The following is a 16869-nucleotide window of genomic DNA, read 5'->3' as shown; positions in this document are numbered from 1 at the left end:
CAGTATATCCGTTTAGGAATGGAAACGATTCTTCGAGTTGAAGATGAACTGATTACCGAGAGAACGCACCACTAACGACAGCACCAATCACCATAATTGTGATAAGAACTGTCGAGAGAGCGCTGATTTCAGGACTCAAGCCTGCTCGGAGCATCGTATAGATAATAACGGGGACCGTGGTCGTGTCAGGGGAGATTAGAAACTGCGTTGCTGTGAATTCTCCGAACGATACAACGAAAGCAATCACCATCGCAGAAACAACGGTCGGCGAAATAATCGGTAGAGTTATGTTGAACACCGTCTCGAGACCGTTCGCACCGAGAACGCGCGAGGCGGCCTCCAGATCCTCGTCGAAGGTGACTAGCCGGGAACGGACGATCAGGAAGACGTACGGGAGCGTCAGGATGGTGTGTCCGAGTATGAGCGTCAGATACCCGTTCGAGAGTTCGAATCGTGTGGCGAACTGAATCAGCGCGAGCCCCGTAATGACTGGCGAGATCATCAACGGGAGCAGCATGAACGTCGCGAGTTCTTCCTGGTAGGGAATGTCGCTACGGACGAAGCCGAACGCCGTCGTGGTCCCGATGATGCCGGCAAGAATTGCGGCGACGGTCGCCACGATGAAACTCGTCGTGAGCGTCCGCATCAGTTCGTCGTTCGACAGCATTTCGGCGTACCACTGGAAGCTGATGCCGTCGCTCGGAATTGTCGGGAAACTGGACGGGGTCAGTGACGTGAGCACGATCACGGCGATCGGGATCAGCAGCAGTCCAAGCACGACTGTCGCGAGAAGCCACGCCGCGAACCGCTCGGCCGTGTCGTAGAGCTTCATAGTTTTTCGAACACCTCGCCGAGATTGACGTAGGAGTTGAACGCCGCGATCAGTGCGAGCAACGCACCCGTGTAGATGACCGACAGCGCTGCGGCCAGTTCGATGTTGTACAGTTCGGTGTACGATCGTTCGATCATGTTCGCGATCATGAAGGTGTCGGGGTTACCGAGCACGGCCGGTGCGAGGAATGACCCGGACGCCAGAATGAAGACGATGAGCCCGCCGGCGACGATCCCGGAAACGCTCAACGGAAGGATCACCGAATAGATCGTTCGCAACTGTCCGGCCCCGAGTATCCGAGAGGCCTGCACGTAGGACTGGTCAACCGCGCTCATCGAGTTGTAGATCGGTAGGATCGCGAACGGAAGGAACGCGACGACCAGCCCGAGAATCACGCCGCGCGTCGAGAACAGTAGGCCGAAATCGGACCCGAACAGTTCGACGAACGGGCCGGTCGGCGAGAGGAACAGTTGGATTCCGAGGTAGCGAATGATATACGCGATCCAGAGCGGGAGCACGACGAGGACGAGGAAGAGCCGCTCCATGGACGTCCAGAAGACCACGAAGTACGAGAACGAATACGCCAGCGCGAGCGTGATCGCCGTCGTGACGATTCCGTAGAGGAACGATCTGAGGATCGCTCGAAGATAGAGTTCGGAAAACGCCCGCTCGTACGCGGCCAGCGGGTTGCTCGTTCCAAGACCGAGGCTCTGCCAGAGCAACACCAGCAGCGGGACGACGAAGAACAGCACCAGCCACCCCAACCCGAACGCGAGGAGGTGGACCGGCGTCGTCCGCTCGCGGAGCCAGTCGGGAACGGTGAGGCCTCTCACGATCATAGGACGATCACGTCCTGTGGGTGGAAGCCGATGGTCACGTCGTCGCCGACCGAGAGGTCAGGGAACCGATCCGATTCGACCACTACCGGCGTCCCGTCCTCGAGTTCGAGTTCGAGTTCGCTGTGGCTCCCGACGTTCGCGACGTGCGAAACCGTCGCTTCGAACTCGTTCTCGTATCGGCCCGCCGGTTCCAGAACGATGTCTTCCGGTCGGACGTAGAGAGTCACCTCGCCGGGTTCGATCGAGCGGTCCGGATCGACGACGAACGTCGCGGTCCCGTTCCGGATGACGGAGGGATCGCGCTCGTCGGTACTGCCGGTGAACCGAGACGACTTCCCGATGAACTCCGCCACGAACGAATTCGCGGGACGTGCATACAGCGACTCCGGATCGCCCTCCTGCTCCTTCCGCCCGTCGTTGAGGACGATCACCTGATCCGACAGCGACAGCGCCTCCTCCTGATCATGGGTCACGAACAGCGTTGTGACATTGATTTCGCGCTGAATCTGCTTGATCTCGTCCCGGATCTGTTCGCGAAGGACCCGATCGAGACCCGTCAACGGCTCGTCGAGCAGGAGGATATCCGGTTCGTACGCGAGAGCGCGAGCGATCGACACACGGCGCTGTTGACCGCCGCTTAGCTCGGTCGTCAGGTGGTCCTCGTACCCTGCCATCTCGACCAGCCCGAGGTACTCGCTGACGCGCTCGTCGATCTCGTCGTCCATTCCGTGCATCTTCAGCCCGTAGGCGATGTTCTCCTTCACCGTCATGTGGGGAAAAAGCGCGCTGCTCTGAAACACCATACCGATGTTGCGCTCGTCGGGCTGGCGGTCGGTCACGTCCTCGCCGCGGAGGCGGATAGTCCCGTCGGTCGGTTCGATCAGTCCGGCGATCGTGTGGAGCGTCGTGCTCTTACCACATCCGCTTGGACCGAGGAGCGTCGCGAAATCGCCCTCGTCGACCGAAAACGAGAGGTCGTCGACTGCGAGGAGATCGTCGTAGTACTTGGTGAGTCCGTCGATTTCTAACATAGATCTATGACGGTATCGGTATTTGTCTTATTTGACTTGGTCGAACGTCTCTTGCCAGTCATCAAGCACTGGGTCGACAACCGACCAATCAACCCATGCCAGATCATCGGGATCGTCGACGTAGTCTGGGAGGTTTGTGATAACGTCAGGGGTGTCGACAACCGGAATTGGATAACCAAGCATATCGGAGAGATCGACGAGATTCTCCCGCTGGTAGACGAAGTCCAGTAAATCGTAGACAGTCTCTTTCTTTTCACTGTCCGCAGGGATCACGAAGTCTTCCGTGATCGTTGCAGCACCTTCCTCGGGAATGATATACTCAATGTGCTCATAGCCGTCTTGCTGAAGTGCCCGAGTTCGGCCACCCCATGCTTCGGCAACCATTGCATTCTCTTCTCGGAGGTACTGCATCGCTTCCGCACCGGCCCCCCAGAGACCGAAGGCATTTGCATGTTGAGCCTCAAGTTCGGCGACGACGTCGTCAAAGAGCTCGTCATCGTCGGGGATTGCGTTCACGTCCTCTCCAATCGCTAGCGCTGCGTTCGTGAAGCGGCTCGCGGCGGCGTCTCGTAGAGCAAGCTCACCATCAAATTCGTCGGCTTTGATATCCTGCCAAGAGGCCATCTCTTGATCTACTTCATTAGTGTTTATCGAGTAACCTTGGGTTAGAGCGTCACGGAAGAAAGCATCATTCTCGATATACGGCATGTCTTGCCATTCTTCCTTCATGTTCTCTCCGTAGTTTGGGACCTCGCTGTAATCAACCTCCGATAGGAGATCTTCTTGCCGTGCCAAATGAACGCCGTATGAGGACAGTAGGCATAGGTCGACATCACCGCGGTTTTGTTGGAAATATGAAATCATCTCGGCGTCTCCACCCGCGGACTCATGTCGAACTTCAACGTCCGATTCTTCGCTCCAGCGCTCGAAGATTTCAGCAGCCGAATCCTGCGTATTGCCGCCCCATCCGAGATACCGTATGTAATCGTCACCGCTACCTCCCATACACCCGGCTAGTCCGATCGTCGTCGTCACGGACGCAGCGAGGTACTCTCTCCGATTAAATCCTTGTTCGGTATTACCTGATCTTTTTCGCATGGTTTCCTATGTATGTGATAGGGTTCGAATATTATAACTTATTACAGTATTCATACAAGAATATGGTGATCTTTATCACGGATGTCAGTATCAATCACTCTAACAATGCGAGCGCTCGATCGAACGTGGTCGCGATCGCTTCGAGGTCGTCGTCGTCCATCGCCGTCGAGAGGTTCCCCATTCCGCGCGGGGCGACGAAGACACCCTCTCGGCGCATCGCGTGGAAGAGCTGTTCGGATCGAGGACCGCCGGCCGCGGACGTGTGGTGGTTCCGAACCGGACCCTCCGTGAAGTGGATCTGGAACAGCGATCCCTCGCCGGTGATCGTAATCGCGTGCGCCGAGTCGTCGCCGATTCGTTGCAACCGCGTACGCAACCGGTCGCCGTGGCGGTTCAGCGCCTCGATGGCGTCGCCGTCGAACGCCTCAAGAGTTGCCGCGCCACCGATCATCGTCGCGGGGTTGGCGTTGAACGTCCCCGAGTGGTCGACCGAGCCGGTTTCGGGATGGAACTGCTCCATGAGTTCCTCGCGACCGGCGACCGCGCCGACCGGAAGACCGCCGCCGACGAGCTTGCCGAGCGCCGTCAGATCCGGTTCGACGCCGCGACGCTCCTGCGCGCCGCCGGGGGCGAGCCGAAACGACATCACTTCGTCGAAGATTAGCGGGACATCGGCGTCATAGGTGACGTCCCGTGCGGTTTCCAAGAACTCGTCGCTCGCGGGAATCATGCCACTGACGCCTAGAATCGGTTCGAGGATCAGACAGGCGAGGTCGTCTCCGAGGACCTCGAACGTCGCCTTGAGCTGCTCGACGTCGTTATAGGTCACCGTCTGGACCCGACGTTCGACAGAGCGGGGAATGCCCTCGTGCTCTCGACCGTCGCCGGAAACGCCGACTTCGACGATGTCGTGGGTGCCGTGATAGCCGCCGCGAATCTTGCAGATCCGCTCGTTGCCCGTCCGGGCCATCGCCAAGCGGATTGCGTTCATCGTCGCTTCGGTCCCCGAGTTACAGAAGCGGACCCGATCGGCCGACGGCAGGCGGTCGACGAGCCGCTCGGCCAGTCCGACTACTGGTTCGGTCGGCGCGGCGATTCCGTTCCCCGCGCGAAATTGGTCGCATACCGCCTCGACGACCGGCTCGGGCGCGTGCCCGAGGACGCTCTGCGTGTAGTTGTTGAGGGCGTCGAGCAGCGTCTCCCCGTCGACAGTCGTCAGTTGCGCGCCGCTCGCGGAATCGACGTAGGAGGGGTACGGCCGGTGGTAGGTAACGGATCGGGTGTCACCGCCCGGCATCACCGCTCGAGCCCGGTCGGCCAGGGCTCGAGACCGCGGCGTCCTCCGTTCGTACGCCTCCCGGAGATCGTCCGGAATCGCTGTGTCGTCAGTCTGGTTCGTCATCGACTCAGGCGTCCGGCCACCGCTCAATGTAGATGGCCTTGTCGGTGTAGAACTGAATCATGTCTTCGCCCTGGGCGTGAAGGTCGCCGAAGAACGAGTCCTTCCTGCCGCCGAAGTGGAAGAATGCCATCGGCGCGGAGGTGCCGACGTTGACTCCGAGGTTGCCGATGTCGGCCTCATGACGGAACTTCCGCGCATCCGCGCCGCTGCTGGTAAAGAGGCTTGCGGCGTTCCCGAACCGACTTTCATTCATCCGCTCGATCGCCGCGTCGACGTCCTCGACAGGCGACAGACCGAGCACCGGTCCGAAGATCTCCTCCTGGGAGATAACCATGTCCGACGTGACGTCGCCGAAGACCGTCGGTCCCAGGAAGTTGCCATCCTCATATCCTTCGATCACGACGTCGCGACCGTCGAGTAGGAGTTCCGCGCCCTCCTCGATGCCTGTCTGGATGTAGTTGCGAACGGTCTGCTCGTGGTCCTCGCTGATGAGTGCCCCAATATCGGTCTCCTCGTCGAGGCCGTAGCCGACGACCTGCGATTCGGCCTCCTCGACGACCAGTTCGGCGAACTCGGCGTAGACCGACTCCTCGACCAGGGCGATGTCGTTGGCGAGACACCGTTCCCCGCCGCAGGCCGTGGCCGACGAGACGGTCTTCTCGGCGGCGAACTTAAGATCGGCAGTCTCAGTAACGATGATGTGGTTCTTCGCGCCACCCTGAGCCTGAACGCGCTTGCCGTTCTTCGCTGCGCGCTCGTAGACGAGCTTCGCGATGGGGGTGCTGCCGACAAAGGATGCGCCCTCGATGCCCTCGTGATCGAGCAGCGCGTTGACGGTGTTGGGACCGCCGTTGACGAGTTGGACGACGCCGTCTGGGAAGCCCGCTTCGTCGATCAGTTCGAACAGCCGCTGAGCGACGAGCGGGTTCTGCTCGCTGGGCTTGAGGATGAAGCTGTTACCGGTCGCGACGGCGTAGGGCAGGAACCACAGCGGGATCATCCCGGGGAAATTGAACGGCGTGATAGCGGCGAACACGCCGAGCGGCTTTCGAACCGCGCTCTCGTCGATCTCCGGCGCGGCGTTCAGCAGGGAGCCGCTCTGCATCATCGAGGGGATGCCGCAGGCGACCTCCACGTTCTCGATTCCGCGGCGGAGTTCGCCGCGGGCCTCCGCGCGAGTCTTCCCGTGGTCCTTGACGAGCAGTTCGGCGAGTTCGTCCTGGTGGTCCTCAAGGAGCGTCTTCAGGTGGAACATGGGCTGGATCCGCTCTTCGACTGGGCGAGCGGACCACTCCTCGAACGCCTCGTTGCCGCGTCGCACGATCTCGTCGATGTCGTCGATAGAACTGAACGGAACGGTCGCCAGTTCCTCGCCCGTCGCCGGGTTCACGCTCGTCAATTCCTCGTCGCCCGAGGCGTCTCGCCACTCACCGTCGACGTAGTTTCGAACTGTTCTGTTCTGACCGATCGCTTCTAGTTCGGCCATGGGGTCGGCTACTGCGAGCGGGGAAATAAAATCTTTGATGCATCAGGAAATTGTTCGATCAATAGTCGACCTATTTCAATCCACTCCTAATATCCATGTTCTATTCAGTATTCTTATAATAAATTATATCTGGGTGGAGAAATTAATTACTCGGTGTCCCATAGGCCTGCAAAAGGATGGCAGACGAAACACCATTGTCCGACGAGCGGACCGAGGTAGAGCGACTCGACAAGGAGTACGTCTTCGGGACGTGGTCGTTCCAGAAAGAGGTCGATCCCACTGAAGTCGTGGGCGAAGAGGGCATCCGGTTCACCGACGCGAACGGGAACGAGTACATCGACCTCTCCGGGCAGCTCATGTGCTCGAACCTCGGCCACTCGGCCAATGGCGTCGTCGACGCGATCGCCGAGCAGGCCCGCGAGGGAGCGTACTTCGCACCCGGCTTCGCGACAGAAGCGCGTGCTCGTCTCGGCGAGAAGCTCGCCGAAGTGACACCGGGGAACCTCTCGAAGACGTTCTTTTCTACCAGCGGCACCGAGGCCGTCGAGGCCGCGATCAAGATCGCACGCATGTACACGGGCAAGCAGAAGATCTTCTCCCGATATCGGTCCTACCACGGCGCGACGGCCGGCTCGATTAGCGTCACCGGCGATCCCAGTCGACTGAAGGCCGAACCCGGCATTCCGGGCGCGATTAAGGCACCCGATCCGTACGCGTACGGCTCGACGCTCACCCCGATGGAGAGTCTGAAGTACATCGACGAGATGCTGATGCTCGAAGGAGATACGGTTGCAGCGGTCCTCGTCGAGCCAATCGTCGGCTCTAACGGCATTCTGGTTCCGCCGGACGAGTACCTGCCGCGACTGAAGGAGATCGCTCACGACCACGGCGCCTTGCTGATCTGTGACGAGGTGATGGCTGGCTTCGGTCGCACCGGCGAGTGGTTCGGTTGCGACGTCTTCGACGTCACCCCGACATCATGACAATGACGAAGGGACTCTCGGGGGCCTACGCGCCGCTCGGGGCGACGATCGTTACTCCCGAGATCGCCAATCACTTCGAGGACGAGATGTTCTGTCACGGCCACACCTACGCCGGCCACCCTGTCGCCTGCGCGGCCGGTCTCGCCGCCGTCGAGACCTATCAGGAGGAGGACCTCATCGAACACGCCAGCGAGGTCGGCGACTACCTCGGTGACCGCCTCGAGGAACTTGCCGAGGCCCATCCGAGCGTCGGCGATACACGGGGCATCGGCCTCTTCCGGAGCATCGAGCTGACGAAGGACCCAGACGAGCGCGTTCCGTTCGGCGAGCGTGAGGACAAGATCTCGACGGGGTCGACAGTCGTCGACGAGGTCGCGGCGGCCGCCGCCGACGAGGGCGTCTACGTCGCCAACATGATCAACACGCTCATCATCGCGCCGCCGCTGCCGATCACCGAGTCCGATATCGACGAGGCCGTCGCGGCCCTGGACACGGCGCTCGACGTCTCCGACACGGCGATGAATCGCTGACGAGCGAGCGTCGTCGCTCGCGACGTTCGACAGGCGCGAAACCGACCCGAAATCACGTATCTCGGTACTATTGCACACGAACTATGCCCGACGAATCTATCGGACAGAACGAGCCGTCCGCGAACATCCCTCACTGGTACGCCCCGTCGAAGACCAGCATGACGATCCCCGACGGCGATGGCACGCGCGTCGTCGCCGACGACGGGACGGAGTATCTCGACTTCGTCTCGCAGCACTACTGCGTCAACGCCAGCCACGGGAACGAGGCGATCGTGGACGCGATGAAAGAACAGCTCGAGCGGATTCAGTACGTCTCCTCCGCGAAGCGAACGCCGGCGCGGGCTAGACTGAGCGAGGATCGTGAGCTAATTCGGGTACGGTACGCGATGTTCCCGTGTTACAGCACCTCGAGGTAGCGTTGCTCCCAATCCGAGACGTGGTCGTTGAACAGGTTGAGTTCGTGCCGTTTCACCGTCGTGAACGCGTGGACAAACTCTTCGCCCAGCGCTGCGACCAACTCGTCGTCCGCTTCGAGCGATCGAAGCGCGACCTCGGGGGAACGCGCCAATGCTGGGCGCTGGCCCTGCGCATCGCCACTGACCGGTTCACCCGGATCGAGTCCCGCACGGACACCGTGCAAGCCGGCAGCGAGCGTTCCCGCCAGAACGAGATACGGGTTGGCAGCAGCTCCGGAGATACGGTTCTCGACTCGGGTCGGCGAGGATTCAGGAACTCGAACTGCAGCTGTGCGGTTGTTGTACCCCCACGATTGGGTGAACGGAGAGAAGCTCCCAGGAGTGAAGCGCTTGTACCCGTTGAGGGTCGGACAGCCGAGGGCAGTGAGCGCATCCGAGTGTTCGAGGAGCCCGCCAACGAATGCCTCGCCCGTCTGGGAGAGCCGGTTATCGTCGGCAAACAGATTCTCCGACCCGTCGAACGCACTCAGGTGGAGATGGTATCCGCTTGCTGAAGAATCGGTCATCGGTTTGGCCATGAAGGTTGCTTTCCATCCCTCCGCAGCGGCGGCTTCTTTCACCACTTCACGAAACGTAAACGCGCGGTCGGCTGCTTCGAGTGGTGGAGCATGGTCGAACAGTACCTCGAACTGGCCGGCACCGTACTCGTGTTCGATGCTCTGGACTGGGATACCTAGCGCCTCGCTCCAGTTCTTTACTTTATCGTAGAACGTCCGAACTCGCTCGGTATGGTGTGTCACACATTCGTGTGGGTGATCGGTGACTGGTTCGTAGCCACCGTCGATTTCCTCGAGCAGGTGAAACTCGAGTTCGTTACCGACGCCGAAAGACGCGCCGAGTTCGTCACGAGCTTTGGCGAGTACCCGCTGTAGCACGCCCCGGGTGTACGCTCCCGCTGGTTCTCCTCGGAACTCGAAGTCACAGATTACCCGTGCTGTGTTCTCGCACCACGGAACGGGCTCGAACGTCTCCGGGTCAGGAATAACGACGCCGTCTGCGAAGTTAAGTTCCTCCCCGTAACCCGTTCCTTCGGGGACGTCGGTCATCGACGATACCGCGAGGAGAAGCATGTTCATTGAGAACCCGTCCTTCCACTTGTCGCGTGCATAATCGGCGTCGATCTGCTTCGAGCGCGAGACCCCGTCGATATCCGGGAACTGGACGAGCAAATGTTCGATGTCCGAATCCTCGAGTACAGTCTCCATTTTGTCTCCCGATGTCATTGCTATGCGATGCGGTCGCACAGTTCTTAAACGTTCGGTCTATGTTTAGCTGAGCTACTTCCGCTACTATTCCTTCTGGAAGCGTTTCGGGAGAAAACGATGGCAATCTCGCCGATTACGTCGTCTCACACGCCAGTCAAGCGGTATTTTCCCGTTCGTATTAACTGATCCACGACGGCGGGCGTCTCACGTTCTTCGGCGCCTCCATCGGGTACGAGATGGCGGTCCTCGGTAAGGGAGGATAAGCCACGCCGGACGAGATGTAAGGATGGACGAACCGCTGGCCCGGACAGGGTGTCCTCGTGTGGTACGGGACGCCCGAACAGGTCACCGGACTCGAAGACGCCGTCGGCGAAGCCGCCATCGAGAACGCCCTCGACAAGCTCGCCCGGGTTGCAGTCGTCACAGAGACGGACGCACAGGCCGAGTACGTCGACTCCGAGTACGACGTCGGAGGGACAGTGAGTATTGAGACTCTGGCTGCGGAAGACGACGACTTCGAACTCGTCGATCCACTTCCGCCACCGGAGTCGCCCGACCTCCTCACCGTCGGTGCGTACTCCAACAAGACGCTCAAGCCGCTGGGGAAGGCGGTTGGAAGCCTGCTGAAGACTCCGAACAACCCCGAAGTTATTTTCGAACGGGCTGGACAGGGCACCCTTGGCGTGTCCGCCATGCTGTGTGCCCCCTTCGAGGGCGGAATGATCTACCCCGAGTATATATCCGGCCAGCGTTACCCCTTCTACGCTCCGCAAGTGTGGATGCGTCAGCGTCGAATTATAATTCAGACAACATAAATCTCCGGGACCCACATGAAGAACACCTACGAGGTGATCCTCGGCTGAACTACCCGTGTGGTCAATGTTCTGTTGTGAGATGTCCTTCTGAACGCGAGAGGACGGTTGGATCGGTTTCACACTCGGTGTTGCCCTTGCACTGAGAAGCCGGCGATCAGCAATTCACGGGTTTAGCCCGCAAGGGCCCGCATACGCACCTAACAAATCGCAGGGCCTGTTCTGACTCTCCAGAATAGTCAATCAACGAGGGTCTGTCCCCTGTATACTTTCGAACTTCGAGTCATCATTCCATGACGTTGAAGAAATATTTAAGGACTGGCGGACCAGTTCACAGCTACATGTTGTCATATCTTGGTCAGCAGGGGAGCGAACGATGACCGACGTACCATTGGGAGCGGAGCCGCTCGTTGCCCAGCCCCCGACGTTCGATGAATCGAAGGCTGCGAGGATTGCCGAACGAAGTTTCGGGAAACGTGGAACGGTGACGGAACTCGGCGGCGAGCGGGATCAGAACTTCCGGGTCGATACCGACGATGGAGAGGCGTACGTACTGAAAATCTCCAGTCCGGCAGACGACTCAACAGCGCTCGACCTACAGACCAAGGCCCTGCAGCACGTGTGTCGGACTGATCCCGACCTACCGGTGATGCGGATCGTTCCGACGGTCGACGGATCACCCTGGACGTCTGTGGAGGACGGTGAAACTCACTTCGTCAGGATGTTTACGCACGTCCCGGGACAAACTGCATCGGGCGAAGATCTCGACTACGACTCCCTGTACGAGTACGGGGCGATAGTGGCGAGACTCGGAAAGGCCCTCCGCGGGTTCTTCCATCCCGACGCGGAGTATGACATCCTCTGGGACCTCGGGCACGCGTCCGAGTTACGCTCGTTCCTCGACAGCGTTGCTGATGACCAACGCCGTGCCCTCGCCGAGCGCGTTCTCGACCGGTTCGATGATCGCGTCGAACCAGTGTTCGATACGCTCCGCGCGCAGGTAATCCACAATGACCTCACGCTCGATAACGTGCTGCTGGACGACAGCACCCGGGTAAGCGGCATCGTGGATTTCGGCGATCTCACCCACACGGCGCTTGTGAATGATCTCGTTATCGCACTCGCAAGCGTGATGTACCGCCGCGAAGATCCAATCGATGCCGCTCAGGCGGTTATCAGGGGTTACGTCAGCGTCACCCCGCTCGAAGATGAGGAGACTCGCCTGCTCGCGGATCTCGTCGCGGCGCGACTCGTCACTTGGGGCGTCATCGTCGCGTGGCGGGTCGACGAACATCCGGAGAAGACTGACCACACAGTCGACGGCGTCGACGATGGGTGGAAGCTGCTGCGGTCGTTGGACGAGATGGGTATCGACGTCGCCAGTCGACGCCTGCGAACAGCCGCACTCGCCAGTAACGTCCCGTACTCCCGGATGGACACGTCCGAACTGGTATCCCGTCGGCGCCGAGTTCTCGGATCGTCGCCGCTATCGTACCGCGACCCCACCCACTTCGTCCGCGGGGAAGGGGCGTGGTTGTTCGATTCATCCGGCCGGCGCTACCTCGACGCGTACAACAACGTGCAGGTGGTGGGCCACGCACATCCCGGGGTCGCCGCCGCCACCGGGGGACAAGTACGTAAACTCGCCACCAATACTCGCTACCTGCACGAAGCACCCGTTATGCTGGCCGAACGAATTCTGGCGACGATGCCTGACGAACTGGACAGGGTCATGTTTGTCAACTCCGGGAGCGAGGCCAACGATCTCGCCTGGCGTCTAGCGACTGCTGCCACCGGAGGCAATGGGGCGATCGTCTCCAACTATGCCTATCACGGGATCACCGATGCCACAATGGCGCTCTCGCCGGATATTTGGCCAGACGGCTCTCATCCGGACCATGTAGAGACTGTCCCACCACCGGCCGACGCATCCACACGCCAGAGAGGCTCAATCCTCGACGCAAGCGAGGCGATGACAGAGGGGCTCGAACGTCTCAGGAAGCGAGGGGTTGCCCCTGCTGCGTTCGTGTTTGACTCGCTGTTCACCAGCGACGGTATCTTCCCGCCGGACGCGGAAGGACTGAAAGCGATGACCGACCGCATCCACGACGCGGGCGGGCTCGTCATCGCCGACGAAGTGCAGGCTGGACACGGGAGGACAGGTTCGAACCTCTGGGGTTTCCAGGCAACGAACGTCGTCCCGGACATTGTCACGATGGGCAAGCCGATGGGCAACGGGCATCCTGTCGCGGCCGTAGTGACGCGTTCGGACATTGCGTCGACTCTCTACGATCAGACGGGATTCTTCAGCACGTTCGGCGGAAATCCGGTGTCCTGCGCGGCCGCGTTGGCGGTCCTGGATGAAATCAAGGATCAGGATCTGTTGGCTCACGTCGTTGACGTCGGCGAGTACCTGAACGATGGCCTGAAAGAACTGTCTGCTGAATACGACCTCATCGGCGAAATTCGCCAGCAAGGACTCATGATCGGCGTCGAACTTGTTCGAAATCAGGAAACTTGGGTGCCGGCACCAAGTGAGACGACGGCAGTAGTAAACGAGCTCCGCCAGCGTCAGGTTCTCATCGGTTCTGTCAGTGAAGCCGGCAATGTGCTGAAGATCCGTCCACCGCTGGTGTTCGAGCGGAATCACGCGGACCGTCTCCTTGAAGCGCTCGACGACGTCTTCTCCGAGCAAAACGACGAAAGCAGCTAGTATATCCGGGTAGACCACTGAACCCGCCGTAGATGAAGCAATTCCACCTTCTCATTGGTCAGTCCGAATCTGCTTCAGGGTATCCGTTGAGCCAAATTGTCGATGTGTCTGTGATTCTCGCCGGCTGAACGGACAGTCACCACTTTCGCAAGAAACGAGAACAGCGGCGACTTTCTCACCGTCGTCGAACTCCTGTGTGTTTTCCTGGCGTCGTGACTCTCCCAGAAGTGGGTTCCATCCGTGATCGAACCCTCTCCGTCGACCCGGAGAGACTTTTTGAATTCATAGTTGTTCCGGAAAGTCTACTCCTATCTATCAGTAGCCTTGACTTCATGGGGTGGCCCCGTGCCAGTAATACATCACTCGATTGACTCCACCGATCGTGTGTGGCTCGGTACCTGCAGCAGCCGACCTGCTCCACTAGGAACACTCACGTGGCGGACAACTACCTCCCGGTTCAGTTCTAACAGGGTCACAGAAGCGGCCGACGCCATCTCTGATTGTCCCCGGTCGTTGAGCGATGCGATGGACAGCTACATGCAGGTGCTGATGCATGAGTACGGTGAAGGATAGAACGACGACGTCCTGACGGAGGCACCGGGCGAGGAGATTATGCGTGCGTACACCTCGGTCAAGCGCCACGAGCCGGGAAGTTCGACGACCCTTTCGCTGACTGGGAACGACGATCTTTGGGAGTCTCTGACAGCGAAGCCGAGTGAACAAACGACATACCCAAGTACCGGGCCACGGTAAATCGGCGTATGTCTGCTGAACGGCGAGACGTAGTCGTGGTCGGTGGCGGAGTCGTCGGCTGTGCCGCCGCGCGATGGCTCGCACCCGACCACGACGTCCTGCTCCTCGAGAGCGATCAGATAGCTGGAGACGCGTCCGGAAAGGCGTCTGGGTTGGTGACCAACGGTGCGTCCTTTCGGGCACATCCCAAGTTCGCACGCACGGCCGCGGACTTCTTCCCCAAATTCGACGGCACCGGTTCGTTCACCTTCACCGAACGCGAGAGCGTGGGCCTCGTTGCCGAGGGAAGCGGCGACTGGGCACGTGATGAGGCAGAACGGATGCGGGCGTCCGACTTCAGCGTGGAGTTTGCCGATGTGCCGACGCTCGAAGACCGCTATCCCGACGTCTTTGACCTCGACGCCTACGAGGGCGCACTCATCTACCACGACACCGGGTGGCTCGACCCCTACACCTACACGGTGACGCTCGCGGACGGGGCAGCCGACCGGGGAGCAGACGTGCGGACCGGTGTACGGGTCACAGATCTCCTCGTCGATGATGGTGCGGTGGTCGGCGTCGAATCGACAGACGGGACTGTGCACGCTGACACTGTCGTCGCCGCCGCGGGGTGGCGAACGCGTGAGTTGTGCCTCCCCCACCTGGAACTCCCGGTCAGGCCGTTCCGCTGGCAGGCGGCGACACTCGATCCGGGACGGGACATCCCTGACTGGTACCCAATGGGCTGGGATCCGACGGTGAATCGATACTGGCGACCGGAACACAACGGCTCGATACACATTGGTGGTGGCGAAGCCGCTGTGACGAATCCGGGATCGCGGCGTACGACAGTTCCAGAAGATTTCAAGCTCCAGTTGGCGACGGAGATGCCCGATCGGCTCCGCCACCTCAAAAAGGCAATGTTCGTCTGTGGCGACACCTGCCTGACCGGCGACGCCTCGACACCGGACACGTATCCCATCATAGATGCACCCAGCGAAGGCCCCGAGAATCTCGTCGTGGCGACCGGTCTCCACATCGGCGGCATCATGTCGTCGCCCGCCATCGCCGAAGCGGTTCGGTCGCTCGTGACCGGTGAAGAACTCACCTTTTCGCTCGATCCGTTCTGTCTGGATCGTTTCGATACGCGAAGTGCGGATTTCCCGTTCGTGCGCCACATGGCAGAGACGGAGATAACCGAAGCGCGAATCGAGGCCCGTAAATCACGGAACGAGGCTGACTGAGACGTCCACACCGGAGATCATTCAGGATCCAGATCGCGGCTACGAACGAACGTCGTCTATCTCACCTGCTTTTTCTCTCGGTCGATGCTATTCTCGCATCGCACCGCCACCGATCGGCTGGAACTCGAAGTCGACACCCCGAGAGTCGAATCTGTCCAGGGCGATCCCGTCGAGCGAGAATGGCGTGTCCTCACCGGTAATCAGCGAGCGCACGGCTGTCCCGGTAATCGGCGATAACATCATTCCCAGGCCGTGGAAGCCGGTGGCGATTACGAGTCCGTCTGGCGCATCGGTGGGCGCGTCAACGATTCCGACCGCGTCTGGCGTTGCGCCGTCGATACACGCCCAACTGTCGGCAATTCCCGCCTTCTCGAAGTCCGTCAGGCAGGTAGGGAGTGTCTCGGCCACGAGGTCGACGTACCACTCGTCGACATCATCGCTGGCCGACTGTGGCTCGTCGAGCGTGTACTCGCCACCGCCGACGTGGATGTGTCCTGCAGCGTCGGGCCGCCAGTAGAGGTCGGTGCGTGCGTCCCACGCCATCGGATACTCGTCACCCAGTTCTTGGCCGGGATCGAGCGTGACGATCTGAATGCGGAATGGTCGGACGGGAATTTCGATCACGTCAGAGAGCATCTCTCGAGTTCGCCACCCTGCCGCACAGACGACGTAATCCGCCTCTATGTGGCCCGTCTGCGTCTCGACGCCCGTCACGGCGCCGTTATCGAAGGTCACGTCCTCGACCTCAACGCCTGTCCGGAACTCCGCCCCCTGAGATTCGGCCTCCTGCTGGAGAGTGGTTGTGTAGGTGTAGGGATCGACCCACCCCACGTCCTCGTAAAGGACGGCGCCGGCGAACGAGTCCATTGTGAAGGTATCGGGGTAGTGGGCTTCGAGCTCGTCCGGCTCCAGGTAAGTCACTGCGAGGCCGTCTTCCTGAAGGTCGGCGACGTAGTCACGAGCGCTGTCTTTCTGGTCGGGTGGGACGAGTTCGATCCCCGGACGCTCGACGAACTCGAACTCACCAGTGCCGTCGAGGTCGCGGACGTAACTGTTCACGTGTGATGCCATTGCCGGAACGTCAAGCATCTCCGCTCGTGGCACGAGAACGTCAGTGGTGACTGTGATAAGTCCCGAAGAGCGACCTGTGGTTTCGCCCGCTACCTGCCCTTTGTCAATCACGAGCACGTCGTGATCCGGTGCGAGTTCATATGCACTGATACACCCTGCGACACCTGCACCAACAATGACAACATCGTAGTCTCCCGTCGTCATGGTGCGACCGAAGCACCGCTGTGAGTAAACTCTTACGACAGTCTCGGAAATGGAAGAATACGAGCGGCTCGCATGGGTGACCAATTCGTCTCAACAGCTGATCGGGTTTCTACCGTCTAGGTGACCGAGGCATAATCTGCTGCAGCTCTGCTCTCGCCGATTCGGTTCACTGCTCAGAATTCGCTGGCAACCCCACACTTCACGCCGATGG

The 16869-nt window shown here is 60.1% G+C and carries 12 protein-coding genes and 1 pseudogene; 5 read left to right on the top strand and 8 right to left on the bottom strand.

All coding sequences use genetic code 11. From position 1 onward, the window contains the following. Positions 1–52: 52 nt before the first annotated feature. The 6 genes from MU558_RS20080 to MU558_RS20055 form a co-directional block, all read right to left on the bottom strand. Positions 53–832 (bottom strand): ABC transporter permease, encoded by a 780-nt coding sequence (locus tag MU558_RS20080; protein WP_246976363.1) that lies wholly within the window; start codon positions 830–832, stop codon positions 53–55. Next, on the bottom strand, positions 829–1671 hold the full coding sequence (locus tag MU558_RS20075) for an ABC transporter permease (RefSeq protein ID WP_246976361.1): 843 nt from the start codon (positions 1669–1671) through the stop codon (positions 829–831). Before MU558_RS20075 ends, MU558_RS20080 begins: the two co-directional genes overlap by 4 nt. Then, on the bottom strand, positions 1668–2702 hold the full coding sequence (locus tag MU558_RS20070) for an ABC transporter ATP-binding protein (protein WP_246976358.1): 1035 nt from the start codon (positions 2700–2702) through the stop codon (positions 1668–1670). Before MU558_RS20070 ends, MU558_RS20075 begins: the two co-directional genes overlap by 4 nt. Positions 2703–2729: 27 nt before the next feature. Next, entirely contained in the window at positions 2730–3737 is a 1008-nt protein-coding gene (locus tag MU558_RS20065; protein WP_246976355.1) for an ABC transporter substrate-binding protein, read from the bottom strand. A 157-nt stretch (positions 3738–3894) separates the two neighbouring features. Further along, complete coding sequence (locus MU558_RS20060) at positions 3895–5202, bottom strand: aspartate aminotransferase family protein (protein WP_246976351.1); 1308 nt, start codon at positions 5200–5202, stop codon at positions 3895–3897. 4 nt (positions 5203–5206) lie between these two features. After that, a complete protein-coding gene (locus tag MU558_RS20055; protein WP_246976349.1) occupies positions 5207–6688 on the bottom strand; it encodes a CoA-acylating methylmalonate-semialdehyde dehydrogenase in 1482 nt (493 codons plus the stop codon). A 176-nt stretch (positions 6689–6864) separates the two neighbouring features. Here MU558_RS20055 and MU558_RS20050 point away from each other — a divergent pair. Both MU558_RS20050 and MU558_RS20045 read left to right on the top strand, forming a co-directional pair. Then, positions 6865–8201 (top strand): annotated as a pseudogene (locus tag MU558_RS20050) (aminotransferase family protein). An 83-nt stretch (positions 8202–8284) separates the two neighbouring features. Continuing rightward, complete coding sequence (locus MU558_RS20045; RefSeq protein WP_246976346.1) at positions 8285–8617, top strand: aminotransferase class III-fold pyridoxal phosphate-dependent enzyme; 333 nt, start codon at positions 8285–8287, stop codon at positions 8615–8617. Here the strand turns inward: MU558_RS20045 and MU558_RS20040 are convergent. After that, positions 8599–9900 (bottom strand): glutamine synthetase family protein, encoded by a 1302-nt coding sequence (locus tag MU558_RS20040; RefSeq protein WP_246976344.1) that lies wholly within the window; start codon positions 9898–9900, stop codon positions 8599–8601. The genes MU558_RS20045 and MU558_RS20040 overlap by 19 nt on opposite strands. A gap of 302 nt (positions 9901–10202) precedes the next feature. Here MU558_RS20040 and MU558_RS20035 point away from each other — a divergent pair, with 302 nt between their 5' ends. The 3 genes from MU558_RS20035 (at position 10203) to MU558_RS20025 (ending at position 15383) form a co-directional block, all read left to right on the top strand. Continuing rightward, on the top strand, positions 10203–10697 hold the full coding sequence (locus MU558_RS20035; RefSeq protein ID WP_246976341.1) for an MDR/zinc-dependent alcohol dehydrogenase-like family protein: 495 nt from the start codon (positions 10203–10205) through the stop codon (positions 10695–10697). A gap of 373 nt (positions 10698–11070) precedes the next feature. Further along, on the top strand, positions 11071–13407 hold the full coding sequence (locus MU558_RS20030; protein ID WP_246976338.1) for an aminotransferase class III-fold pyridoxal phosphate-dependent enzyme: 2337 nt from the start codon (positions 11071–11073) through the stop codon (positions 13405–13407). Positions 13408–14168: 761 nt separating this feature from the next. After that, positions 14169–15383, top strand: a complete 1215-nt coding sequence (locus MU558_RS20025) for an NAD(P)/FAD-dependent oxidoreductase (RefSeq protein ID WP_246976335.1) — start codon at positions 14169–14171, stop codon at positions 15381–15383. A gap of 87 nt (positions 15384–15470) precedes the next feature. Here MU558_RS20025 and MU558_RS20020 read toward each other — a convergent pair whose 3' ends face one another. Beyond that, positions 15471–16658 (bottom strand): NAD(P)/FAD-dependent oxidoreductase, encoded by a 1188-nt coding sequence (locus MU558_RS20020; RefSeq protein WP_246976333.1) that lies wholly within the window; start codon positions 16656–16658, stop codon positions 15471–15473. Positions 16659–16869 lie beyond the last annotated feature (211 nt).

Source organism: Natribaculum luteum, from assembly GCF_023008545.1.
GTDB classification, from domain to species: Archaea; Halobacteriota; Halobacteria; order Halobacteriales; family Natrialbaceae; genus Natribaculum; species Natribaculum luteum.
The sequence above is the reverse complement of the archived record's forward strand: the minus strand, read 5'-3'. Positions and strand labels throughout refer to the sequence as shown.

Bases quoted from the DNA above. Each gene is read 5' to 3' on its own strand.
- MU558_RS20020 (WP_246976333.1), bottom strand. From the start codon at position 16,658: ATGACGACGGGAGACTACGATGTTGTCATTGTTGGTGCAGGTGTCGCA.
- MU558_RS20030 (WP_246976338.1), top strand. From the start codon at position 11,071: ATGACCGACGTACCATTGGGAGCGGAGCCGCTCGTTGCCCAGCCCCCG.
- MU558_RS20040 (WP_246976344.1), bottom strand. From the start codon at position 9,900: ATGACATCGGGAGACAAAATGGAGACTGTACTCGAGGATTCGGACATC.
- MU558_RS20070 (WP_246976358.1), bottom strand. From the start codon at position 2,702: ATGTTAGAAATCGACGGACTCACCAAGTACTACGACGATCTCCTCGCA.
- MU558_RS20060 (WP_246976351.1), bottom strand. From the start codon at position 5,202: ATGACGAACCAGACTGACGACACAGCGATTCCGGACGATCTCCGGGAG.
- MU558_RS20055 (WP_246976349.1), bottom strand. From the start codon at position 6,688: ATGGCCGAACTAGAAGCGATCGGTCAGAACAGAACAGTTCGAAACTAC.
- MU558_RS20080 (WP_246976363.1), bottom strand. From the start codon at position 832: ATGAAGCTCTACGACACGGCCGAGCGGTTCGCGGCGTGGCTTCTCGCG.
- MU558_RS20075 (WP_246976361.1), bottom strand. From the start codon at position 1,671: ATGATCGTGAGAGGCCTCACCGTTCCCGACTGGCTCCGCGAGCGGACG.
- MU558_RS20025 (WP_246976335.1), top strand. From the start codon at position 14,169: ATGTCTGCTGAACGGCGAGACGTAGTCGTGGTCGGTGGCGGAGTCGTC.
- MU558_RS20045 (WP_246976346.1), top strand. From the start codon at position 8,285: ATGCCCGACGAATCTATCGGACAGAACGAGCCGTCCGCGAACATCCCT.